This is a genomic window from Janthinobacterium sp. EB271-G4-3-2 (assembly GCF_020858035.1).
Taxonomy (GTDB): domain Bacteria; phylum Pseudomonadota; class Gammaproteobacteria; order Burkholderiales; family Burkholderiaceae_D; genus Janthinobacterium; species Janthinobacterium aestuarii.
Genome location: NZ_JACYMG010000005.1, coordinates 147,790 through 171,268, shown reverse-complemented (window position 1 = coordinate 171,268; position 23,479 = coordinate 147,790). Strand labels below are relative to the sequence as shown.

At 63.3% G+C, this 23,479-nt stretch carries 20 protein-coding genes; 13 read left to right on the top strand and 7 right to left on the bottom strand.

The annotated features are described in order from the left end of the window. The first annotated feature begins 88 nt into the window (after positions 1-88). The 6 genes from IGS55_RS12965 (at position 89) to IGS55_RS12945 (ending at position 8,663) form a co-directional block, all read left to right on the top strand. Positions 89-1,837 carry a ribonucleoside triphosphate reductase gene (locus IGS55_RS12965; RefSeq protein ID WP_268991940.1) on the top strand — a complete coding sequence of 583 codons (1,749 nt, stop codon included), beginning with the start codon at positions 89-91 and terminating at the stop codon, positions 1,835-1,837. Continuing rightward, positions 1,834-2,031: an anaerobic ribonucleoside-triphosphate reductase gene (gene nrdD, locus IGS55_RS27885; RefSeq protein WP_268991939.1), complete on the top strand. Its 198-nt coding sequence runs from the start codon at positions 1,834-1,836 to the stop codon at positions 2,029-2,031. The genes IGS55_RS12965 and nrdD overlap by 4 nt, the downstream gene beginning before the upstream one ends. After that, a complete protein-coding gene (locus IGS55_RS12960) occupies positions 2,024-2,728 on the top strand; it encodes an anaerobic ribonucleoside-triphosphate reductase activating protein (protein WP_230517445.1) in 705 nt (234 codons plus the stop codon). Before nrdD ends, IGS55_RS12960 begins: the two co-directional genes overlap by 8 nt. A gap of 148 nt (positions 2,729-2,876) precedes the next feature. Beyond that, on the top strand, positions 2,877-6,932 hold the full coding sequence (locus tag IGS55_RS12955; RefSeq protein ID WP_230517444.1) for a Pls/PosA family non-ribosomal peptide synthetase: 4,056 nt from the start codon (positions 2,877-2,879) through the stop codon (positions 6,930-6,932). Positions 6,933-6,974: 42 nt separating this feature from the next. Continuing rightward, positions 6,975-7,502, top strand: coding sequence for a 4'-phosphopantetheinyl transferase family protein (locus IGS55_RS12950; protein ID WP_230517443.1), 528 nt, complete (start codon positions 6,975-6,977; stop codon positions 7,500-7,502). A 264-nt stretch (positions 7,503-7,766) separates the two neighbouring features. After that, on the top strand, positions 7,767-8,663 hold the full coding sequence (locus IGS55_RS12945) for a LysR family transcriptional regulator (protein ID WP_230517442.1): 897 nt from the start codon (positions 7,767-7,769) through the stop codon (positions 8,661-8,663). Here the strand turns inward: IGS55_RS12945 and IGS55_RS12940 are convergent. Beyond that, positions 8,660-9,337, bottom strand: a complete 678-nt coding sequence (locus tag IGS55_RS12940; protein WP_230517441.1) for a phosphoribosylanthranilate isomerase — start codon at positions 9,335-9,337, stop codon at positions 8,660-8,662. The genes IGS55_RS12945 and IGS55_RS12940 overlap by 4 nt on opposite strands. Positions 9,338-9,557: 220 nt before the next feature. On the opposite strand from IGS55_RS12940, the gene IGS55_RS12935 reads away from it, so the two are divergent. Next, complete coding sequence (locus tag IGS55_RS12935) at positions 9,558-9,962, top strand: hypothetical protein (protein ID WP_230517440.1); 405 nt, start codon at positions 9,558-9,560, stop codon at positions 9,960-9,962. Positions 9,963-10,046: 84 nt separating this feature from the next. On the opposite strand, the gene IGS55_RS12930 is transcribed toward IGS55_RS12935, so the two are convergent. The 5 genes from IGS55_RS12930 to IGS55_RS12910 all read right to left on the bottom strand — a co-directional run bounded on the left by IGS55_RS12930 (position 10,047) and on the right by IGS55_RS12910 (position 13,729). Next, entirely contained in the window at positions 10,047-11,075 is a 1,029-nt protein-coding gene (locus IGS55_RS12930; RefSeq protein WP_230517439.1) for an RNA methyltransferase, read from the bottom strand. 65 nt (positions 11,076-11,140) lie between these two features. Then, complete coding sequence (locus tag IGS55_RS12925) at positions 11,141-11,482, bottom strand: zinc ribbon domain-containing protein YjdM (protein WP_034756972.1); 342 nt, start codon at positions 11,480-11,482, stop codon at positions 11,141-11,143. Positions 11,483-11,573: 91 nt separating this feature from the next. Continuing rightward, the gene (gene dmeF, locus IGS55_RS12920; RefSeq protein WP_230517438.1) at positions 11,574-12,542 is read right to left on the bottom strand and encodes a CDF family Co(II)/Ni(II) efflux transporter DmeF; all 969 of its coding nucleotides are present in this window, start codon (positions 12,540-12,542) and stop codon (positions 11,574-11,576) included. Between the two features lie 10 nt (positions 12,543-12,552). Continuing rightward, entirely contained in the window at positions 12,553-12,828 is a 276-nt protein-coding gene (locus IGS55_RS12915; protein WP_034784058.1) for a metal/formaldehyde-sensitive transcriptional repressor, read from the bottom strand. A 76-nt stretch (positions 12,829-12,904) separates the two neighbouring features. Next, entirely contained in the window at positions 12,905-13,729 is an 825-nt protein-coding gene (locus tag IGS55_RS12910; RefSeq protein ID WP_230517437.1) for a TlpA disulfide reductase family protein, read from the bottom strand. Between the two features lie 174 nt (positions 13,730-13,903). Between IGS55_RS12910 and IGS55_RS12905 the strand changes: the two genes are divergently transcribed. Then, positions 13,904-14,914 carry an alpha/beta fold hydrolase gene (locus tag IGS55_RS12905; RefSeq protein WP_230517436.1) on the top strand — a complete coding sequence of 337 codons (1,011 nt, stop codon included), beginning with the start codon at positions 13,904-13,906 and terminating at the stop codon, positions 14,912-14,914. On the opposite strand, the gene IGS55_RS12900 is transcribed toward IGS55_RS12905, so the two are convergent. Next, positions 14,907-15,584: a DUF2325 domain-containing protein gene (locus tag IGS55_RS12900; RefSeq protein WP_329958142.1), complete on the bottom strand. Its 678-nt coding sequence runs from the start codon at positions 15,582-15,584 to the stop codon at positions 14,907-14,909. The genes IGS55_RS12905 and IGS55_RS12900 overlap by 8 nt on opposite strands. 260 nt (positions 15,585-15,844) lie before the next feature. Between IGS55_RS12900 and IGS55_RS12895 the strand changes: the two genes are divergently transcribed. From IGS55_RS12895 to IGS55_RS12875, 5 genes are all read left to right on the top strand, one after another. Further along, positions 15,845-19,042, top strand: a complete 3,198-nt coding sequence (locus tag IGS55_RS12895; protein ID WP_230517435.1) for a type VI secretion system Vgr family protein — start codon at positions 15,845-15,847, stop codon at positions 19,040-19,042. Continuing rightward, positions 19,042-19,932 (top strand): VRR-NUC domain-containing protein, encoded by an 891-nt coding sequence (locus IGS55_RS12890; RefSeq protein WP_230517434.1) that lies wholly within the window; start codon positions 19,042-19,044, stop codon positions 19,930-19,932. The genes IGS55_RS12895 and IGS55_RS12890 overlap by 1 nt, the downstream gene beginning before the upstream one ends. Beyond that, complete coding sequence (locus tag IGS55_RS12885) at positions 19,929-21,182, top strand: type VI immunity family protein (RefSeq protein WP_230517433.1); 1,254 nt, start codon at positions 19,929-19,931, stop codon at positions 21,180-21,182. The genes IGS55_RS12890 and IGS55_RS12885 overlap by 4 nt, the downstream gene beginning before the upstream one ends. A 137-nt stretch (positions 21,183-21,319) precedes the next feature. Next, positions 21,320-22,345: a PoNe immunity protein domain-containing protein gene (locus IGS55_RS12880; RefSeq protein WP_230517432.1), complete on the top strand. Its 1,026-nt coding sequence runs from the start codon at positions 21,320-21,322 to the stop codon at positions 22,343-22,345. A 106-nt stretch (positions 22,346-22,451) separates the two neighbouring features. Further along, on the top strand, positions 22,452-23,477 hold the full coding sequence (locus IGS55_RS12875; RefSeq protein ID WP_230517431.1) for a PoNe immunity protein domain-containing protein: 1,026 nt from the start codon (positions 22,452-22,454) through the stop codon (positions 23,475-23,477). The last annotated feature ends 2 nt before the right edge of the window (positions 23,478-23,479 follow it).

The window sequence follows — 23,479 nt, the reverse complement described above, 5'->3', positions numbered from 1 at the left end:
TCACGCAACTGCACGCGCCCTTTGACGCCACTATATTTAGTGATTAATCTCCATAAAAACACCGCATGTTGTGTTTATTGGAGGTTTCATGACGACAAATGCAGTTCCATCCACGCGCGGCCAGGTCGATGTCGCCGCGTCCATCAATGAATACCTGGACCGGCGCGACTGGCGTGTCAACGCCAACGCCAACCAGGGTTACTCGCTGGGCGGTCTGATACTCAACGTGTCGGGCAAGGTCATCGCCAACTACTGGCTGGACCAGGTGTATCCGCCGGAAGTGGGCGCGGCGCACCGCGAAGCGGCGCTGCACATCCACGATCTCGACATGCTGGCCGGCTATTGCGCCGGCTGGTCGCTGCGTACCCTGCTGCACGAAGGCTTGAATGGCGTGCCGGGCAAGATCGAATCGGGTCCGCCGAAACACATGTCGAGCGCCATTGGCCAGATCGTCAATTTCCTCGGCACCCTGCAAAACGAGTGGGCGGGCGCGCAGGCGTTCAGCTCCTTCGACACTTACATGGCGCCCTACATCCGCAAGGACAGCCTGCGCTACGAAGACGTACGCCAGTACATGCAGGAGCTGATCTTCAACCTCAACGTGCCATCGCGCTGGGGCACGCAGACGCCGTTCACCAACCTCACTTTCGACTGGGTCTGCCCGGACGATTTGCGCGAGCAGATTCCCGTCATCGCCGGCCAGGAAATGGACTTCAGCTATGGCGAGCTGCAGGCGGAAATGGACATGATCAACCGCGCCTATATCGAGATCATGATGGCGGGCGACGCCAAGGGCCGGGTCTTCACCTTCCCCATCCCCACCTACAACATCACCGAGGACTTCGACTGGCATAGCGACAACGCGGAACGCCTGTTCGAGATGACGGCCCGCTACGGCCTGCCCTACTTCCAGAACTTCATCAATTCGGAACTCAAGCCGAACATGATACGTTCCATGTGCTGCCGCTTGCAGCTGGACTTGCGCGAGCTGCTCAAACGGGGCAATGGCCTGTTCGGTTCCGCCGAGCAGACGGGTTCCTTGGGCGTGGTCACCATCAACTGCGCGCGCCTGGGCCACTTGTGGCGCGGCGACGAGCCAGCGTTGATGGCGGACCTGGACCGCCTGCTGGAACTGGGCAAGACCAGCCTGGAAATCAAGCGCCGCACCATCGAGGAACTGATGCAGCAAGGCCTGTTCCCGTACACGAAACGCTACCTGGGTACCCTGCGCAATCACTTTTCCACCCTGGGCGTGAACGGCATCAACGAGATGATCCGCAACTTCAGCGGCAACGCTTACGACATCACGGCGCCGGAAGGCCATGCGCTGGCCGTGCGCCTGCTCGACCACGTGCGCGCGCGCATGGTGCAGTTCCAGGAAGAGACGGGCCATATGTACAACCTGGAAGCGACGCCGGCCGAAGGCACGACGTACCGCTTCGCCCGCGAAGACCGCAAGCGCTATCCCGCCATCCTGCAGGCGGGCACGGTCGACAATCCGTATTACACGAATTCGTCGCAGCTGCCCGTCGGCCATACCGACGACCCGTTCGAAGCGCTGGAATTGCAGGACGCGCTGCAGCGCAAGTACACGGGCGGCACGGTGCTGCACCTGTACATGACGGAAGCGCTGTCCGACGCGAACGCCTGCCGCGAGCTGGTGAAACGCGCGCTGAGCCGCTTCTCGCTGCCCTACATCACCGTCACGCCCACGTTTTCCATCTGCCCGCGCCACGGCTACCTGGCCGGCAAACATGAATTCTGTCCCACCTGCGACGCGGAACTGATCGCCCGCAAGCAGTCCGATCTCGCCCACCCACTCAAGGAAACGCCATGAACGCACGTCCCGACTTCACTCCCGCCATCACCCTGCTCGATACGGAACGCCAGCGCTGCGAAATCTGGACGCGCGTGATGGGCTACCACCGTCCCGTCGCCTCGTTCAACATCGGCAAGCAGGGCGAATTCCACGAGCGCCGGTATTTTACGGAAGCGAGCGCCCTGGTAGGCCAGCCCGCCTGCCATGGCTGAGTTGAAAGTGGGCGGCCTGACGCCCTTTTCCGCCAACGACTATCCGGGCAAGCTGGCGGCCGTGGTCTTCGTGCAGGGCTGCCCCTGGCGCTGCGGCTATTGCCACAATCCGCACCTGCAGGCGCGCACGCCGGAAGGCGCCATGCCCTGGCAGGACGTACTGACCTGGCTGCGCCGCCGCGTCGGCCTGGTCGACGCCGTCGTCTTCAGCGGCGGCGAAGCGTGCATGGATCCGGCGCTGGCGCGCGCCATGCAGGACGTCAGGGCACTGGGTTTCGGCATCGGCCTGCACACGGCCTGCATCTATCCGCAGCGCCTGCGGGAAGTGCTGCCCCTGGCCGACTGGGTCGGCTTCGACATCAAGGCGCCGTTCGCCGACTATCGTCATGTGACCCGCGTGGCCGGCAGCGGCGACCCGGCGCGCGCCTGCCTCGATGCCATCCTCGCCAGCGGCGTGGCCTACGAATGCCGCACCACCACCCACCCCGACCTGCTGCCGGACGAGCAGTTGCTGGCCCTGGCCGCCACCCTGGCCGCGAAAGGCGTCGACAACTACGTGCTGCAGCAGTTCCGCGCCGAAGGCTGCGCGGACGCGGCGCTGTCCGGCCGCCCCTTGCACGGCTATCCGGCGGCGGCGACTTTGGCGCAAATCGGCGCCATGTTTCCGCGATTTACATTCCGTAATCATGGCAGTTGATCCTGCGGCCCCAAAATTGCTGAAAGCTTCACAAAATTCCCCGATCTGCAACGCTGAAATGTCTTGCGTACTGTAATGTATCAACTGTGCCGCGTGCCATGCGCAGTCCATCAGATTCCTCACTCCGCATTACAGATAAGCGTCACTCATGAACGATTTCACCGCAGTCAGTCCATGCATCCCTTCCACCCACGCCGACATCCTGTACGGCCCGCCGCGACGGGATCTGCTGCGCGAGGAAGTACTGGCCGACCTGCTGGAAGCGACGGCCCGCCGCTGCCCCGAGCAAATCGCCCTGATCGATGGCGGGCGCCGCATCACGTATGCGGAACTCGATGCGCAAGCCAGCTTGGCCGCGGCGCGCCTGGTGGCGGCCGGCATCAAGCCCGGCGACATCGTGGGCCTGTGGCTGCCGCGCGGCGCCCATCTGCTGCTGATGCAGGCGGCCATCGCCAAGGCGGGCGCCGCCTGGCTGCCCGTCGATGAAGACACGCCCGTCGAGCGCCTGCAGGTGTGCCTCGATGATGCCAATGGCTTTGGTGTCGTCAGCTGCGCGCAATTCGCGCCGCGCCTGGAGCAGGCTGGCGTCCGGCGTCCCGTGTGGACGGCGGAAAGCCTGCTGGCCCCCGCCGCAGCGGGCGAACTGCTGCCAGCGCGCGCAACCGTGCTGCCCGAACATCCGGCCTACGTGATCTACACGTCCGGTTCCACGGGCAAGCCCAAGGGCATATTGATCAATCAGCGCAGCATCTGCCACTTCCTGCGCAGCGAAAACGCCGTGCTGGAAGTGAGGCAATCCGACACCGTCTACCAGGGCTTTTCCGTCGCCTTCGACATGTCGTTCGAGGAAATCTGGATCGCCTACCTGGTGGGCGCCACGCTGTGGCTGGGTCCCAAGGAGATTTCGGGCGACCCGGAAGCCTTGCCGCGCGCGCTGGCCGACAACAAGGTCACCGTTCTGCACGCCGTGCCGACCTTGCTGGCCCTGTTCGCGGAAGAAGTGCCGAGCCTGCGCCTGATCAACCTGGGCGGCGAGATGTGCCCGGAGTCGCTCGTCGAGCGCTGGTCGCGCCCCGGCCGCGCCATGTTCAACACCTATGGTCCCACGGAGGCAACCGTCTCGTGCAGCCTGGCGCGCCTGCGGCCCGGCGAACCGGTGACCATCGGCACGCCGCTGCCCAACTACGGCTTGCTGGTGCTGCAGGTGGCCGAGCCGGGAGAAAACCGTCCCTTGACCTTGCTGGCGCGCGGCGAGACGGGAGAATTGTGCATCATCGGCCCCGGCCTGGCCGAGGGCTACCTGGGCCGGCCCGACCTGACGGTGGAAAAATTCCTGCCCAATCCCTGGAGCACGGGCCCCGATGACGCGCGCCTGTACCGCACGGGCGACCTGGCCCGCATCGATGCCGACGGCCAGGTCCTGTGCCTGGGCCGCGCCGACGACCAGGTCAAAATCCGCGGCTTCCGCGTGGAACTGGGCGAGATCGAAGCCGTGCTGGCGCAGCAACCGGGCGTGGGCACGGCGGCCGTCTTGCTGCGCAAGGATGACGGCATCGACCAGCTGGTGGCCTACATCGTCGGCAGCGACGATGCGCCGGCCGACGCCCTGGCCGTGAAAACCCTGCGCGCGGCCTTGAACCTGCACCTGCCGCCCTACATGGTGCCGGGGCGTTTTGAATTGCTGCCGCTGATGCCGCGCCTGACCTCGGGCAAGATCGACCGGAAGGCGTTGAAGGCCATGCCGCTGTCCGCCCCGCCGGCCGGCGAGGCGGGTGTATCGGACGTGCCGGAAACGCCGGCCGAAGCGGCCCTGTTCGCGGCACTGGCCAAGCTGTTCCCGGGCCAGGCGATCTTGCGCCAGCTGGACTTTTTCAGCGACCTCGGTGGCCACTCCTTCCTGGCCGCGCGCCTGGCATCCGCCCTGCGCGCCGATCCGGCCTACGCCCACATGACGGTGCGCGACATTTACCAGAACCGGCAGGTCGGCAAGATCGCCGCCGTGCTCAATGAGGCGCCCGCGCTGGCCACGCCGGAAGCGCAATGGACGCCGCCGTCGGCCCTGAAGCGCTGGACCTGCGGCGCGGCCCAGGCGGCGGCCGTGCCGGGCCTCGTCACCCTGCGCATGGCGCAGTGGATGGCGCCCTTCTTCACCTATCACTTCTTCACGGGCGACACGGGCGACACCGTGCCGCGCGCCATCGCCGCCTCGATCGCCGTGTTCCTGCTGGCGACCCTGGCCGAATTTGCCATTGCGATTGCCGGCAAGTGGCTGATCGCCGGGCGTCTGAAACCGGGCAGCTATCCGCTGTGGGGCGTCACTTACTACCGCTGGTGGCTGGCCGACCGACTGATCGAATCGGCGCCCGCCTACCTGCTCAGCGGCTCGTCCCTGAACAGCTGGTGGCTGCGCGCGCTCGGCGCGAAAGTGGGCAAGGAAGTCGTCATCGGCTCGATGACCCTGCGCGCGCCCGACCTGCTGTCCATCGGCGACAACGTCAGCGTGGGCAATGCCGTCAACTTTGAAAACGCCCGGGTCGAGCGGGGCCGTTTGCTGCTGGGCCGGATCGACATCGGCGACGATGCCTGCATCAGCTCTTACGCGATCATGGAGGGCAATACCACGGTGGGCGCGTTTGGCCACCTGGAAGGCCAGTCGGCGCTGGCCGATGGCGCGGCGGTGCCGGCTGGCCGCGTATACACGGGCTCGCCCGCGCGCGACAGCGGCGCGTTTGACGTGGCCAGCCAGCCGCCGCGCCCCGCCGTCTCGCGCCTGCGTCTGACAAGCGAAACCGTGTTCTTCTGCTTCGGCATGGTTTTGATCGCCGTGCTGTTCTTCATGCCCGTCTTCCCCAGCTTCGTGCTGATCGACTGGTTCGACGAGCGCGAAATGATGCCGTGGCTGCAGGGACGCGACGTGACGACCCAGCTGGCCCGCTACTTCCTGCTGGCCTTCCCCGCCAGCGCCGTGCTGATCGTGCTCACCGCCCTGCTGTCGGCCGCCATCCGCTGGGGCGCGCTGCCCCGCTTGAAGCCGGGCAGCTCACCCGTGCACAGCAATATCTATTGCGCCAAGTGGCTGGTCAGCCATATCCAGGAATCGAGCCTGAACGTCCTGCACGGCATCTACGCCACCGTGTACGCGCCGTACTGGTACCGCCTGCTGGGCGCCAAGGTGGGCAAGGGCGCCGAGATTTCCACGGCCCTGGGCGTGGTGCCAGACATGCTGACTCTGGGCGACGACACTTTCATCGCCGACGCCGTCATGCTGGGCGACGAGCAGATCGATGGCGGCTGGATGACCATGCGTCCCACCGTCGTCTCGCACCGCAGCTTCGTCGGCAACGGCAGCTATATCCCGGACGGCACGGTGCTGCCCGAGCACGTGCTGATCGGCGTGCACACGCATGCGCCACGCAATGAACAGATGCACAGCGGCGATACGTGGCTCGGCTCCCCGCCCATGCACTTGCCCGCGCGCGAACAGGTCAGCGGCTTTGCCGAACACCTGACGTTCAAGCCGTCACTGTTGCGCCGCCTGGGCCGCAGCCTGATTGAAGCCTTCCGCATCGTCGCGCCACACGCCGTGGTGATCGCCGTCGGCTACACCCTGGTACTGGACGTGATGCCGATCGCGGGCGCGGGACGCTGGGGCGAAGTGGTGAGCGACCTGGCGATTGCCGGCCTGGCCTACGGCATCGGCAATTTCCTGGTGGTCGTGCTGTTCAAGTGGCTGCTGCTGGGACGCTACCGCAAGCATGCGGCGCCCATGTGGACGCCGTTCGTGTGGATTTCGGAAGGCGTGACCAATCTGTATGAAGGCATCGCCGTACCCAACTTCATGCGCTACCTGCGCGGCACGCCGTGGCTGCCGCTGGCCTTTCGGCTGTTCGGCTGCAAGATCGGCCGCGGCGTCTACATGGACACGACGGACATCACGGAATTCGACTGCGTGCACATCGGCGACTACAGCGAACTGAACGCGCTGACCTGCCCGCAAACGCATTTGTTCGAAGACCGCGTGATGAAGATCGACCACGTGGACATCGGCCAGCGCGTCTACATGGGCCCGCGCAGCTCCGTGCTGTACAGCGCCAAGGTGGGCGACAACGCGCGCCTGGGACCATTGACCCTGGTGATGAAGGGCGAACACATCCCCGCCGGCAGCAACTGGGCGGGCTGCCCGGCCGCGCCTTTGCGTAGCTGATTGCAGCTGATGGATTTTACGGTGCTCTTGTCAAGAGACGGCATGCTGGCGATCGGCATCGTGCCGCCGCCATCCCGCACGGAAGCGCGCGCGCACCTGCGCCAGGCCGTACGCGAAGCGGCGGCGCAGTGGCAAAACCTGGACATCGAGGCGATTTCCGTGGAGTCGACGCCGGGTACTCCTCCCCGCTTGCTGCTGGCCGGACGATCAGTGGGTCTGTCGTTCAGCCATGACGAGGGACTGTCGCTGGCCGCCATCGGCCTGTATGGGCCCGTCGGCATCGACGTGATGCGGGTGCAGGACATTGCCGACTGGTTCCATCTGGCACGCGATTACCTGGGGCCGCAGGTGGCGCAGGAGCTGGCCGCCTGCCCTGCCAACCAGCGCCCGCTGCGCCTGGCGCAGGCATGGACGGCGCGCGAGGCGGCGCTCAAGTGCGCGGGCAAGCAGTTGGCGGAGTGGGATGGGGTGGCATTGAATTGTCATTTGCAAGCCGTGGAGACTCCGCAAAATTTCGTGGCAATGTTAGCGACAATCCGGGGTCAGACCCGGCGGGGGAATACGGTCTGATAGACCGTATTCCGATTCCGAAGGAACCGACCCCAGCTTCACGCTGTTGGGTTGATTCCCTATCAATCCTCTTTACCGTCATCAGCCGCGCCGATCTGGACGAAAATCAGTTTTACGATAATACTGACGAGCAGTCCCAGCACCCCGATCAATTCCAGCATGGTCTTTCCTTTGCAGTGACAGCAGACCAGGCCACTGTAGCGCGAATGGCGGCGCCGGGCCAATATCAAATCAGGCAGTCTCCGATCTCGAAAAGGCATACGATTGATTTCCATCAGACAGTTCCGCTACTTTGTCGAAGTCGTCGATGCGGGCAGCTACTCGCGCGCGGCGGAAAAGCTGTACATCGCGCAATCGGCCCTGAGCCGGCAAATCAAGGAGCTGGAAGGCGAGGTACAAGCGCTGCTGCTGACGCGCGACGCGCGCCATATCGAGCTGACGCCCGCGGGACAGGTCTTTTATGAGCGGGCAAAGCGCATCCTCGACGACATCGACGAAACCGTGCGCCAGACGCGCCACGTGGGACAAGGCGCGCAAGGCATCATCCGCCTGCTGCATTCGAGCTCCGTCACCCTCACACCCGCCATCGGCGCCGTGCTGAACCGCCTGCTGGCGCAGTTCCCCGGCGTTTCGCTCGATGTGTCGAAGGGATCGTCGGAAAACCAGGCGTTTGATATCGAGGAAGGCCGCGCCGACCTGGGCCTCGTGCGCCTGCCCACCCTGCGCAAACACGCCAACATCGTCGTGCGCGAACTGTTTGCGGAAAAGCTGGTGGTGGCCGTGTCGGCGATATCACCGCTGGCCGCGCTGGAGCGCACGACGATTGCCGCCCTGCGCGACGAAGCGTTCGTCTCGATCCCGCACAAGGACCGCGGAGGCCTCAGCTACCTGGTGGCGGGCCTGTGCCTGGCGCAGGGTTTCTTTCCGAAGGCGGCGCGCGCCCTGTCGCGCAAGACGTCGCAGCTGAACCTGATCGAGGCCAATATGGGTATCGCCATCGTCCCCGACAGCATGCGCCTGGTGGCGCCGCCGGGCGTGCGTTTCATCGCCCTGCCGGACGAGGAATCGCACTCCGTCGTCGGCCTGATCTCGCCGCGCGCGGCCGGGGGCATGGTGGCCGCGTTTACGGAAGCGTTCGTGCGCGAGATGAATACACTCTAGCCTTCCGCATACAGCGCCGCATCGACGTCGCGCACGGCCGCCATCAGCAAGGCCAGCTTCATGACATCGAGCTGGCCATCCGTGCGCACGCGCGAGCACAGGTCGATGCCGTAGGGGCGCACCTGGCGCAGCGCGTCCATCACATTGGTGTCGTCCAGCCCACCGGCCAGGAAAACGGGACGGGGGCTGGCGCGCACGAAGCGCGCGCTGACGGACCAGTCGTGCGTGCGGCCCGTGCCGCCCAGTTCCGGCACCGCCGCGCCGGGACGGCCCGAATCGAGCAGGAAAGCATGGACGTGGGGCGCGTAGGCGGGAATCAGGTCCAGCGCCTCCGGCCCTTCCACGTGGATCACCTGCACGCGCCGCACGTGCGGCAGCAAGCGCGCCAGTTCCTCGACTTCGCCCGGGTCGATATGGCCAACGATCTGCACGGTGGACGGCTGCGTGGCGCGCACGTGTTCGGCGATGGCTTGCGCCGTCGTCTCGGACGTCAGCAGGAACGTGGCCACGGGCGGCGGCGTCCAGGCGGCGATCTGCGCGATGCGCGCGTCGGGAATCGGACCGGGGCCGGACGGCATGGCCGCCACCAGGCCCAGCGCGTCGGCGCCGGCGGCAATGGCCAGTTGCGCTTCGTCGATGGAAGCGATACAGCAGATCTTGATGCGGGTTCTCATGGCCTTGCGTGCTCAGTCGGGATGATCAACATTACAACACAGGGCGGCGCGCGCGCCAAGACACGCGGTCAAGGCCGGGCACGATTGTGTGCCATGCCGCAGCACGTCAACGAACAAGGGCCGATCCTGTGGCGCGCCTGATCGCCAGCCCGCGCTGATTGACATGCGCCAGATGGCGGACGATACTTGATTTATCCGGAATCGCCATTGGAAGCCGTACATGCGTATCGTCGACTTTGAAGTCCGCAAGGAGTGTCCGCCGCAGTTGTGCGACTGTGAGCGCGAGCGCCTGCTCGGCGATGCGCAGGCGGACCTGTCCATCCTGCGCCTGAACCTGACGGAAGAAAAGCGCCTGCTCGCGCACATCGAGGACATCGCCACCCATGCGCAGCTGCGGAAGCTGCAACTGCTGTTGAAGAAAAACCTGGGCGTGGAATTGCAGATTACGCCGGGCAGCGGCGAAGTGCGCACCGTGCGCGGCTTCCAGATCCGCCTGCTGGAGCGGCCCGGCCTGTGCCGCAAGACGCGCGCCGCCATTCCCGCCGCCGTGCGCCGCTGCCTGGCCGCGCACCCCGAGATCGCGTTTGCAATCTTGAATGAAAACGATTTGCTCGGTGGGATTTAACCCGAGGGCAAAGGCTGGGGTCAGACCCTCAACACTGTTAGCGTCAAGCTCAGTGCCAACGTATCCGGGGGTCTGACCCCGGCTCTACGCTGCGTGTATCTCGATCACTTTCTTGCCTTTCGCTTCGCGCGCCCGTAACTGCCCGCAGCCGCCTTCCACATCCTGTCCGGCCGAATCGCGCAATTTGGTCAGCACGCCGCGCGCGTGCAGGGCGGCGGCAATGGCGCGCGCCTTTTCCCAGCTGGGGCGCTTGAACGGCAAGTCGGCTATGGTGTTATACGGGATCATGTTGAGCACCGCGTACTTGCCCTTCAGGAGTTCGACGATGCCATCCATCTCGTCGTCGCCATCGTTGACGCCTTCCATAAGGGTCCATTGGTACTGCACCGGGTAGCCGGTCAGGCGCGCATACGATTCGCCGAAGTCCACCAGCTCACGCGGGGATAATTTGGGCGCGCGCGGCAGCAGCTGTTCGCGCAGCGCCGGCCTGGTCGTGTGCAGCGACAGGGCCAGTGCCGGCTTGACGCGACCTTGCGGCAGGCGCTCGAAGGCGCGCGGGTCGCCCACGGTGGAAAACACGAGGTTCTTGTGGCCGATATTACCCTCGGTTCCCAGCAGCTCGATCGCTTCCATCACATTGTTCAGGTTATGCGCCGGTTCGCCCATGCCCATGAAGACGACTTTTTTGACGGGGCGCATGGTGCGCGCCAGCACCACTTGCGCGACGATCTCGCCGCTGGTCACTTGCCGGATCAAGCCGTCGCGGCCCGTCATGCAGAACTGGCAGCCGACGGCGCAACCCACCTGGCTCGATACGCACAAGCCATCGCGCGGCAGCAGCACGCTTTCCACCGTCTGGCCATCGTGCAACCCCACCAGCAGGCGCGCGGAACCGTCCGCGCCCGGATGGGTGCTGATCAGCTTCAGCATGCCCTGCAATTCGAGATCGAGCGCGGGCAAGGCCTCGCGCACGGGCAGCGGCAAAAAATCCTCGGCGCGGCGCCGGCCCTGGTCGTGCGGCTGCCCCTGTATCCAGTCGCGCAGCACGCGCTGTTCGTGCAGGGGCTTGGCGCCCAAGGCGCGCAGGCGCTGGCGGATGGTATCGATTTGCATGGCGTCTGAATAAAAAAACGGCGCGCCGGAATGAAACCGGCGCGCCGTGTTACGGGGTAAAAGCCTTAGACCTTCTTGACGAATTCCGTTTTCAGGCTCATGGAACCGAAACCGTCGATCTTGCAGTCGATATCGTGGTCGCTGTCGACCAGGCGGATGTTCTTGACCTTGGTGCCCATCTTGACGACACCGCCGCCGCCCTTCAATTTCAAGTCCTTGATGACGCTGACCGTGTCGCCATCCTGCAGGATGTTGCCGGCCGAATCGCGGTACACCTTGGCGCCCTCCTCCACCGCTTCGCCAGCCGTGGCCGACCATTCATGCGCGCACTCAGGGCAGATCAACTGGCTGCCGTCTTCGTACGTGAATTCGGATTTGCATTGCGGGCATGGTGGTAATGTGCTCATTTTCTTCTCTGTCTGGTGAACAGCGCGTGCTGTAAAAGCCGACATTATACTGCCTACGCCCCGCATCAGCGGGCTTGTTTCACCATCATTGTCAAGGCCGGCGAATAATCTCGATGGTGCTGTGGACGATTTCCTCGTGGATGCCGATGCGCGCGCGCAGTTCGGCGGCCGTCAATGCGGCATCGCGGCTGACAACGGACAAGGCGCAGGAATACAGCTGCTTGCCGACTCGCCACACGTGCAGGTCGACGATGCGCGGCGTGTCGCCGGCGCTTTCCACTTCCACGGCCTCGCGGATTTCCGCCACGACGGGGTGGTCCATCTCGCGGTCCAGCAAGACCTTGCCCGTCTCCTGCATCAGCTTTTTCGCCCACAGGGCCACCAGCACGGCGCCCGCGATGCCCATCACGGGGTCGAGCCACTGCCAGCCGTAAGCCCAAGCGCCGCCCAGCGCGACGATGGCCAGCACGGACGTGGCGGCATCGGCCAGCACGTGGATGTACGCGGCCTTCATGTTCAGGTCTTCGCCATGGCCATGGTGGTCGTGGTGGCCGTGATGATCGTGCCCATGGCCATGGTGGTGGTCGTGGTCGTGGTGCCCGCCAAGGATCAGCGCGCACACGAGGTTGACCGCCAGGCCGAAGGCCGCCACCGCCATCGCCTGCGGATAGTGGATGGGCTGCGGCGAGAACAGGCGCTCGAGCGAGGCCACGACCATCAGCACGGCCACGCCCAGCAGCAGGATGGCGCTCGTATAGCCGGCCAGCACCTCGATCTTCCACGTGCCGAAGGCAAAGCGGGGGTCGCGCGCATAGCGGCGCGCGGCCGCATACGCAAACGCGGCCAGGCCGATGGCCAGCGCGTGCGAACTCATATGCCAGCCATCGGCCAGCAGGGCCATGGAGTTGTACCACCAGCCGGCGACGATTTCCAGCACCATGGTGGCCAGGGTAATCCACATGACGATGCGCGCGCGGCGTTCGGCCTTGCCATTGCTGCTGTCAAAAACGTGTTCGTGCTGCCAGGCGGAGAGGTCTTCGCCGAGGGATTGCGTTTTCATGACGATCTCCTTATTTGAGGTAGGTGCGCAGGATGCCCGCGATGTCGTCGGCGCCCCTGGCCCGCTCGTCGCCGGAGATATCGGGACTGGCCACGTGCTCGCGCAAATGCTCTTCGATGACTTCGGCCATCAGGCCATTGACGGCGCCGCGCACGGCGGCGATCAGCTGCAGCACTTCGCCGCAGTCGCGGCCCTCTTCCAGGCCCCGCTCCAGGCCTTCCACCTGCCCCCGAATACGCTTCACGCGATTGAGCAGCTTCGTCTTGTTGTGCGCCGTGTGTCCCATGATTCCACCCTGATAAATACTATAGGGGGGTATACTATCAGAAAGCACCACGCTACATCGACAAGGCATACCCGCCTCAAGGAGCAGGCGCGATCTTTTGCAGCTTGCTGGCCAGCGAGGCATCGGACAGTTCGCCCAGATGCGTATCGACCAGGCGCCCCCGCGCGTCATAAAACAGGGTGGTGGGCAGGGCCGAGGAACCGGCCGCCTTGCCCAGCGCCGCCCCGCTGTCGAGCACCACATTGCGCAGGGTCACGCCGCTCCTGTCCAGGAAAGCACCAGCCGCCACCGCATCCTCGCGCTGGTTCGCATACACGAAGGCGATATCGGCGCGCGCCTGCTGCGCGGCGGCCAGCACGGGCATCTCGCGCCGGCATGGCGGACACCAGCTGGCCCACAGGTTCACCACCAGCGGCTTGCCGCCGGCCAGCGCCCCCAGGGTCGTTGGCGCGCCGTCGAGCGCATGCAGGACCACGGCCGGCAAGGCCGTCGGCTTGTCCCAGGCGAGCGAGATCCCAGCGCTCAACATGCCCCAGGCCAGCGCGCCGGCCGCCACGCTGATGGCCAGCGGACGGCGCATGGCCGCCATGGCGGGACGCCGGCAGCGCCACGCGGCAATGGCCAGCGCGGCCGCGATGCCGGCCGGCGCGAGGAAGCCGCCATCGCGGATATTGATGATGGACCAGGGCGCCGCCAGGTATTGTTCGTGCCAGCGCAAGACGAAGGCCAGCCGCGCCGCCAGCAGGCCGGCGATCAGCATGTCGGAAACGAGGGGGCCGGCGTCCGGCAACTGGCGGGATCTGCGCAGCCACCACGCCACGCCGTAGGCGACGCACAGGGAAACGAACAGCAGGACGAGGCCCGTGGGCAGGGCCAGGGAACCGATTTGCAGGGACAGCATGGGCGCTTTCATCAACAGTCAAGGCGCCCATTGTGCCTCAAGCTCCGCCGGGCAGCGCCACGCGGCAAAGACGAGCGGGCCTTTTTCCTACGCCATGCACCGCAGCGCGCCTACCGCGCCAGCGGGCTGCCATGGGCATCATGGATGCCTGGCACACTCGCACGGGAGCAAGAGATGAACAAAGACATCAACAAGGTGGTGGCAAAGGGCGCGCCGGCGTCGGCACATACGGGCTGGACCTTCGGTGCGCTGGCCCTGGGCGCGGCGTGGCTGTTGGTCCGCAGCCGCAGCCGGCAGGCGGAGCGCGCGCATCCGCCGGCAGGCCAATTTCTCGATGTGCACGGCACCCGCCTGCACTACCTGAGCCAGGGTGAAGGTCCCGTCATCGTGCTGTTGCATGGAAACGGCGTGATCGCGGAGGATTTTCGCCATGCGGGCCTGTTCGAGCAGCTGGCGCGCACGCACCGCGTGATCGCCTTCGACCGGCCCGGTTTCGGCTACAGCAGCCGGCCGCGCGGCACGCTGTGGACGCCGGCCGCCCAGGCCGCGCTGCTGGCGGCCGCGCTCGAGCAGCTGGGCGTACACCGCGCCGTCGTGCTGGCGCATTCGTGGGGCACCCTGGTGGCGATCTCGATGGCCCTGCAGCAGCCGCAGCTGGTGCAAGCCCTGGTGCTCGCTTCCGGCTACTACTATCCCAGCGTGCGCTTCGATGTACTCACGGCAACGCCGGCCATCCCCGTCATCGGCGACGTACTCAGCCATACCGTGTCGCCGCTGCTGGGGCGCCTGATGTGGCCCCTGCTGGTCAAACGCGCGTTCGCGCCCTCGGCAGTGCCGGACAGTTTCAAACGCCTGTCGCCGTGGATGATGCTGCGGCCCGGCCAGTTGCGCGCCGAGGCGGAAGAAACGGCCATGATGATACCGAGCGCGGCGGTGCTGCGCAAACACTACCCGGAACTGCGCATGCCCGTGTCCATCGTGGCCGGACGCGAGGATGCGATCGTCAGCGCCAGCTACCATTCCGCGCGCCTGCACGATGAGCTGGACAACAGCGAACTGACCTTGCTGCCCGGCGCCGGCCACATGATCCAGCACCTGTCGCAGCCCACCCTGCTGCGCGAAACGGCGCGCGTCGGATACGACGCCGGCATCGGACTCGGCCAGGGAGAAACCGGCGTCAGGTAAGCAGCGCCTCCTTGCGCACGAAATGCATGGCTTGCGGCTGGTCCACCAGCACGCACTGCTTGCCCGTGCGCTTGCAGTGGTCGTGCACGCGCCAATAGGCGTCGTGGCTGACGCAGCCCGTCTGGCAGATCACCAGGTCGGCCGCCACCAGGCCCGCTTCCAGCGCCGCCGCGTCGTCGGCGCCGTCGTCGCCGCCCGCATGGTGCAGGAAGCGCCCGCCCGCCTGCTCGATGGCCTGCTGCGCCACGTTGGCGCCGGCGGCCTGCTGGCCCGCATTCGGGTCCAGATAGCTGCCCACATACAGCACGGCTTTTTCGCGCACGTCGGCCTGCATGGCTGGCGCGGGCAGCCACTGCAGGCGCAGCAGCTCGCGCATCAGGTCCTGCACGCGCTCGCTGAGCCACTCGACCTTGCGCGCCAGCCTGGCACGCGTCGGCAAGCCCGGCACGCTGGCCGCCAGTTCGGCCAGCTCGTCGCGCACCAGCGCCAGCTGCGTATCGCGGATCACCACCTGCGCCCGCGCGCGCATCAATTCCGACTCCAGCTGCGCGATGCGGGCCGCCTGTACAGCCAGCTGCGCACTGCAACGCGCCTGCGCGCGGCCGTACTCCCCCATCAGCACGCGATGCTCGCGCGCGATGCTCTCCTCGATACCATACAAACTGTCCATTGTGCCCTCCTCCACTGCCCGCGGCGCGCTGGCGCCCGCCCATCGTTCACGACCTTGTCCGAATTATAAATGAGAATCATTTCTATTTGTGCTTGAGCCGCGCTGCTGGCATGGGTATAGCCAGTGAGATACCCATCCTTGCATATATGCATTTCAATCGAATCGCGCTTGTTAAATAATTATTTCTAGGGTGTAATCTTACAAATAAATCATCGCGTCCACTGCAAATCCGTACCATCCGCCACACGGAGCGCCAGGCAATGTCCGATACCACCCACGCAAGCGCAGCATCCTCCTCACCCAGTTCGCCGGCGCCGGCGGGCGGCTTTTCGCAGGCCACGCGCCTGCTGAAGCTGAGCACACCCCTGGGCCCGGACAAGCTGCTGGCCGAATGCGTGCGCGGCGAGGAAGGCCTGGGACTGGGCTATGTCTTCCACATCGCCGCCCTGTCGCTCGACGCGGCCATTCCCCTCAAGTCGCTGATCGGCCAGCCCATCCTGCTGGAATTGCGCACGGCCGCCGGCACCGGGGACTGGCGCCCTTTCCATGGCCATGTCACCGCGGCCGAGCTGGCGGGCGCGAATGGCGGCTTTGCCCGCTACAACCTGACCATGCAGCCGTGGACAGCCTTCCTGGCCCACGGCCGCGACAGCCGCGTCTTCCAGGACTTGGCGGTACCGGACATCCTCGAAGTCGTCTTTGCCCGCTACCAGGGCCAGGGCATGCTGGCGCCGGCCTGGCGCTTCGACCTGCTCGACCGCGCGGCCTATCCGAAACGCAGCATCTGCAGCCAGTACCAGGAAAGCGACTGGGCCTTTGCCGAGCGGCTGATGAGCGAGGAGGGCCTGTTTTATTATGCCGAACACACGGGCGACGCGGGCAGCGCCAGCCTGGGCAGCCACACCCTCGTCATCGCCGACCACAACGGCAGCTTCAAGCCCAACGCCCAGTCCGGCATCGCCTACAGCCAGCCAGGCGCCGTCATGCCGCAAGACACGATGGACCGCTGGCGCATGCAGCTGCGCCAGCAGACCAACGGCATCGAACTGTCCAGCTGGGACTACCGCGCGCTGGGCCAGCGCCCCATCAGCGCCGCTGGCGCCAGGGACGGGACGATGGAACTGGTCAGCCGCGACGCCCCCGGCGCCTATGCCTACCCGTCGCGCGAGCACGGACAACGGCTTGCCGAGCGCCAGTTGCAGGCGCTGACGGCGGCCAGGGAAGTGTTTACCGGCGCCGGCACCGTGCGCACCCTGGCACCCGGCACCACCTTCACCCTGAGCGGCCAGGCGCAAACGGATGCGGCGGGCGATGGCGACGCAGCGACCTTCCTCGTCACCCGCACGGTGCACCTGATGCATAACAACCTCGATGCGGAGCTGGGCGGCGGACTGCTGCAGCGCTTCGGCCGGGGCTTGCTCGACGCGCTGATCGGCGAAGAGGCGGCCGGCAGCCTGCATGCCGTCGGCGACACCATCAGCGAACGCCCGCCCTACCGCAACCGCATCGACGCCATCCGCAGCAAGATTGCCTACCGCAGCAGCTATGCCAACGACCACGGCCAGCTGCTGCATCCGCGCCCCGTCATCATGGGCCAGCAGACGGCCATCGTCGTCGGCCCGGCCGGCGCCCAGCTGCATACGGACCGCGACCACCGCATCAAGGTGCAATTTCACTGGCAACGGGGCGCGCAAAGCCATAGCCGGCTGGCGCATCCGGCCGCCGACGGCCACACGGGCGCGCCCGGCGACGATAGCGCCGGCACCTGGGTCAGGGTGGCCACGCCGCTGGCGCCGGTCGCCGGCGCCAACTGGGGCAGCAATGCCCTGCCCCGCGTGGGCCAGGAAGTGCTCGTCGATTTCCTGGAAGGCAATATCGACCGCCCCGTCGTCATCGGCACGCTGTACAACGGCCGCGGCCAGGCCGACGCGCAAAACAACCAGGTCAGCCAGGGCACGGGCGCGGCGACGGGCAATGCGCCGGCCTGGTTTCCCGGCCAGGCCGGCGCCCATGCCCACCCGGCGGCCTTGTCTGGCATCAAGACGCAAGCCATGCAGACCAGCCAGGGCGGCGGCGGCGCCTACAGCCAGTTGGTGTTCGACGACAGCCCGGGCCAGGGCAGCGTCGCCTTGCAGCGCCATGCCGGCCCCCACCAGGGTACGGCCGAACTGAACCTGGGCCATTTGCGCCATCAGAGCGACAACCAGCGGCTGGCGCCGGCCGGCTTTGGCGCCGAGCTGAAAACGGAACACAGCGCCGCCCTGCGCGCGGGAGCGGGCATGCTGCTGTCGGCCCATGGCCGCGACGCCAGCGCCAGCCACATGGATGCGAAGGAAGCGCTGGAACAGCTCACGCACAGCTTGCAACTGCAGACCTCGCTGGCTGAGCAGGCGCAAAAACATTTCGCGCTCGAGATGGCCAGCCCGGATACCGCCGGGACAGCCGCCCCGACGCCCCCGGCCACGCCGGACCAGCCGAAGACGCCGCCCCAGGCCGCCCAACTCCCCGCCCTCGCCCAGATGCAGCACAGCATCGAGGTCCTGGGCGCGACGGCCGAGGGCGCCGCCGCTGCGGGCCAGGGCCAGCAGGCGGCGGGCGGCGAAGGCCAGGCCAGCGCGTATGGCGACCCGCTGCTGCAATTGTCCAGCCCGTCCGGCATCGCCGCCACCACGCCGGCCAGCGCCGTGCTGGTCGCCGGCGGCAATGGCAGCCTGGCGGCGGGCGCCGATCTCAACTTCGCGGCGCAGGGCAACAGCCTGTACGCGCTGGGCAAGGGCATCAGCCTGTTCACCTACGGCAAGGCCAGCAGCAAGGACAAGCCCAACCAGGAAACCGGCATCCGCCTGCATGCGGCCAGTGGCAAGGTCAGCAGCCAAAGCCAGTCCGATGCGACACGGCTGACGGCGGACAAGGCCATCACCGTCAGCAGCACCGCCAAGAGCGTCACGGCGGCGGCCAAGCAGCACATCCTGATGACGGCCCAGGGCGCGTACATCCGCCTCGAAGGCGGCAACATCATGCTGCACGGACCGGGCAAGATCGATTTCAACGCCAGCATGAAGGAATTGACGGGGCCGGCAAGCAGCCAAGTGAGCTTGCCGGCGATGCCCAGTCTGTCGGCCATGTCCTCCATCAATGCCGCCGGCCCCTACACCGGCCGTTATGCCCTGAACAAGAATGTCGATAATACGTTCCAGGGATATCGCTACAGGATCGAATCGAACAAACAGCTGCTGGCTCAAGGGAAGACGGACAAGGCGGGATACACCACATTCGTTGATACCGCACAGCGCAGCATGGTGAAAGTCTACAAGGCCATCATGCGCGACGATCAGAAAATTCATGAGCCGTGGTCCGCAGCACTGGACCGTGCAACAGCCACCCGGCCTGACGATGTCGGCGGTGCAACAGATACGTTGGCCGACGACTATCTCGACCAGTACGGGGAGGACGTCTGATGCCAATCCCACTCGTTGTTGTTGCGCTGGGTGAAATCGCATTGCAGGCCGGCGCATGGGCGTGGCGCGGCTATCGGGCCTATGAGACGGTGCAAACGGCGCTGGAGGCCGCCGAAATGGCCAAGTCGATTGCGCAGAGCAAGGAACTGATCAAGCAGAAGATTCGCGGCGTCATCGATAGCATGTCGCAAGAAATCGACGTCAAGTGTTCGACCTTTGCACTGGTCGATCCTGGCGGAAAAAGCACCGTATCGCGCAGGGGCGGCGAAAATATCGAGTGGAAAGAATACATCGAGCGCAAGATCCCGTTCCGCCCCGCCATCAGCATCGTGTGTCAGCTGGCGCTGGAGTCACCGATCAAAGTGCCGCGGCGTATGCGCAGGAAGCTTGGAGGGGCCATTCCCGAAGGTATGATTGAAGTCACCTTGAAGCAAACCACGGCGTCGCTGATGTTCGAGACCATCGACCTGATGCTCGACTGGAAAAGCCCTTTAAAAGCCGAGCCGAACTACAGCCGCGCAACCCAGAAGGCGTATCTGGGCACCCCTCCCACGCGCCCGCAGCGGCTCAGTGAAGTCTTCCCATTCTGGCCCCGCCCGCGCGGCAGCTTGGCGCCCGACCTGGTGATTCCGGAATACCGGCAAATGCCATGGGAAATCGACAATGTATTCGCGGCGGTGGAGATCAAGTTTCCGAATGATTGGGTGCAGGTAAAGCAGATGAGAGACTATGTGGAGCTAATGACGCCCAAGAGCGGCATCGCCAGGGAAAAAATCGGCCAGGAACGGGTCGCATTGCTGCGTGTACCGGAAGACTGCATAGGCGTCGCAGCGAAGGAACCTAAAGAGAAAAAGAACGAACAGGAAACCAGATTGAGGAATAGACGATGAGCACAACGGAACGTTTTTTTACTGCCAAAGATGTAGAGGGAATGGTTGCGGACCTCAAGGAATGGCCAAACATGTCCTGTGACGATGGAAATCAAGATCTAGGTGTGTCTCCATTTATTACTTTCTATTTCCTCTATAACACTAAGCATCACCTTGATACGTCACTGCTGATGGTGGGTATTCATGAGGAATTTGAACGACTGACAAGGAATCCCTATCTTATTGGCACGCATCCCGATTCGGAACGTCCTCACCCTTACGGCTCAAAGCGTTTGCCAGATCTGCGTGAATTTGCTCGAAAAACAAGAAAAACAGACTATTTCGCCTTCAATTTTACCGATCAGAAAAAACATAACTCGTCTCCTTCTACTGCTGGATATTTCTGGAAAATGCGGGACTATATGAATGACAATCCCGAACCATCAAACAAGGTTTACTCATCCATTCAATTCTACTATCGCTGGTCATGGTGGAAGGACAACAAGAATGCGTGGCGGCAGTTTGTTCTGGAAACCATAGAAAAACTAAAACCTGATCAGGTTTACAGCGGCTTTTCGATGGCCAATCCGCTTTCCTTCGGCACCCGCTCGGAAGTGACCGTGTGGGAACGCTCTCTGGCGCCGCGATTTTTTGGTTTGGACATTGATTATCCTTTTTCCATGAACGGCTCGCTGGCAGACGGCATCCGCCCGCCAACCTGGGGCTTTTTGCTATCGGATACGTGGCGTGAAAAATTGGACCTGAGCCGCGACCAGATAAAACTCAGCCTGCAGCATCCGCAAATCCGAATCGACGAGCTCGATTCCGGCCTATGGATCGAACTAGGCGAGGAGCCGGCGCTCTACCCGGTAGAGGACGGCGTGCCGGAATTGCCGGCGCTGCTCAACAAGCTGCTCAAGCCGATCCGCAACGACCACATGGCCCTGCTGGGCTTTGGCCAATGGGACGGCGATCCCAACGAACGCTTCAACGATGCCGACTCGCTGCGCTGGATGCGGCGCTTCGACACCGACAGCGACTGGCCCAGCGCCGAACTGCGTCGGCGCCAAAATAACGGCGGCCCGGATGTCGCCACGCCAGCGGAGGAGCCTTTGGAATTGCGCGCCTACGCCGGCGAGGCCTGCCCGCAGGCCGGTCAGTGGCAAGCGCTGGACATTCCGCCGCAAACCCGGCGATTTGAACAAGGGGAGATCATGAGCAATCTGGATTCCGCCTATGGCTTGACGGTATGGCGTTTTCTGAAGGCATGAAGAAACTGCGACGGTACTGATGTTCGAGACCATCAACCTGATGCTCGACTGGAAAAGGCAATCATGCATTGCGGTTCCAGCTCGCGCATACCCTCTTTGACACGAATACTATTTACCCAAGAAAAAATCACGTAGCCATGGAAGATTTACCCTTTCATCACCGACGCAGACAGCAATTTCTCTATGAAGAACTTTACAATAAAACGCGATTGAATCAATTGTCGCTAATTAGAGGAGGAATTAAAAATAGAAAAACCACTAAGACGATGCAACAAAATGCTGCGATTCATCAATTCTTGTATTTGGAAAAATTCTGGATCTGGATGCTCGACTATACGGCAGGCGAACCAATAAACGCGCTAGCGCCGCGCATCGCAGGCATCGTCGATAAATTTGAAGAATGGAATGCGGTCGATCAACTCTATCAACAGGAAACGGCAATTGAGTTTCCAGAGTTTGGCTCGTACGAATATGAGGGAGCAGCGGAGTTTTCCATCCTTTCCGACTATCAGGACACCCTGCAACTGCTCAGTATTGCCATCTTGCTGCGCGATCACCATTCGGTTAAACGCATCATCTACATGCTACGCAGCCACTGTGGCCGTGATGGCCTGTTCGAACAATTGATTGATGGGTATGTGGAGGATGGGCAAACGCTTGACACCTGTATCCTCGGCAAGCTCTATGACACCCTGCTGCAAGTGTTCTATGAGGAAGATGAGAAGGCCATGCTTGACCTGCTTCAGAAATACCTGAAACAGTGGTATCCGGCCATGAAAGATCATCCCCGCTGGTACGACGGGCATCTGAGAATCCGGGACGAAGGCCACGCGCCCTATTACGGTTACTGGGCGTTTGAAGCGGGCGCGACGGTTTTTCTACTTGACCTGGACGACAGCCAGATCGACCATCTCGTCTATCCCAAGGACTTGGTCGATTACGCGCGCCAGCTACGGAAAGAAGGCCGCTATACCAGCCTGGACACAGAACCGCTAATGCGCAAGGGGCGTGTCGAGGGCGGCCAGCCCTGCCCCCAAACTGGCTTCTGGGAAACCCCAGCAAAATTACACAGCCGTAGCCATTTTGAGCAAGGTCAAGTAATGCCTGTTTTTGACGATGCCGCATACGACGAAACAATTTGGCATTGGAGTGAAGAACAATAGCCAATTCCCATCTCGCACAGCCAAGTATGTTAGGTATTTACATTGAACGCAAGTCCGACAGCATCTTGCAGAAATCTGCACCAAACAAGAAAAATGGTACTTCGCCATGAAAAATAGCGTCTTTCACGAACGGCGTCGGCAACAATTTCTTTATGAAGAACTTTATAAAAAAACACGAACAAATCAGCTTTCCTTGATCCGGGGAGGAGAAGAAAACAGAAAGGATGCATATTCGATAGGCGAAAGTTCCTCCGTTCATCATTTCCTGTATCTGGAATTACTCTGGATATGGATGCTTGACTACACGGCAGGCATAGCCCTCGATCAACTGGCGCCTCGAATCGCCGATATCGTGGACAAATTTGAAGAGTGGAACGAAGTGGATCAAAAGTATCAACAGGAGTGTGCGCTGAAGCTGCCTGAATATGGTTTGTATAAATATTCGGGGGCGCCCGATTTCTCGACACTTTCCGACTACGAAGACACGCTGCAACTGCTGAGCATTGCCATTTTGGCGCGCGATCAGCGTTCGGTCCAACGTATCATTCACGTACTACGTAGCCATCGCGGTCAAGATGGCCTGTTCGAGCAATTGATCAGTGCTTATGTCGACAACGTCGTCGAGCGCGATACCTGTGTACTTGGCGCCCCTTATGACACCTTGCTACGTGTGTTTTATGAAGAAGATGAGACGGCCACACTCAGCTTGCTCAAGCAATATTTACAACAGTGGTATCCGGCAATGAAGGATCATCCACGCTGGTATGACGAGCATCTTAGAATCAGCGAAGAGGGCTATGCCGGCTATTATGGCTATTGGGCATTTGAAGCCGGAGCTGCAGTCTTTATTCTCGATCTGGATGACAGCGCTATCGATCATCTGGTCTACCCTAAAGACTTGGTCAATTATGGCCGCAAGTTACGCGCGGAACACCGTTACACAAGCATGGATACAGACTTGATAAATAAGGCCGGTCGTGTTGAGGGCGGCCAACCCTGCCCCCAAACTGGCTTCTGGGAACCCCCAGCAAAATTACACAGCCGTAGCCACTTCGCGCAAGGCCAAATAATGCCTGTTTTTGACGATGCGGCATACGGCGAAACCATCTGGCATTGGAGTGAAGAACAATAGCC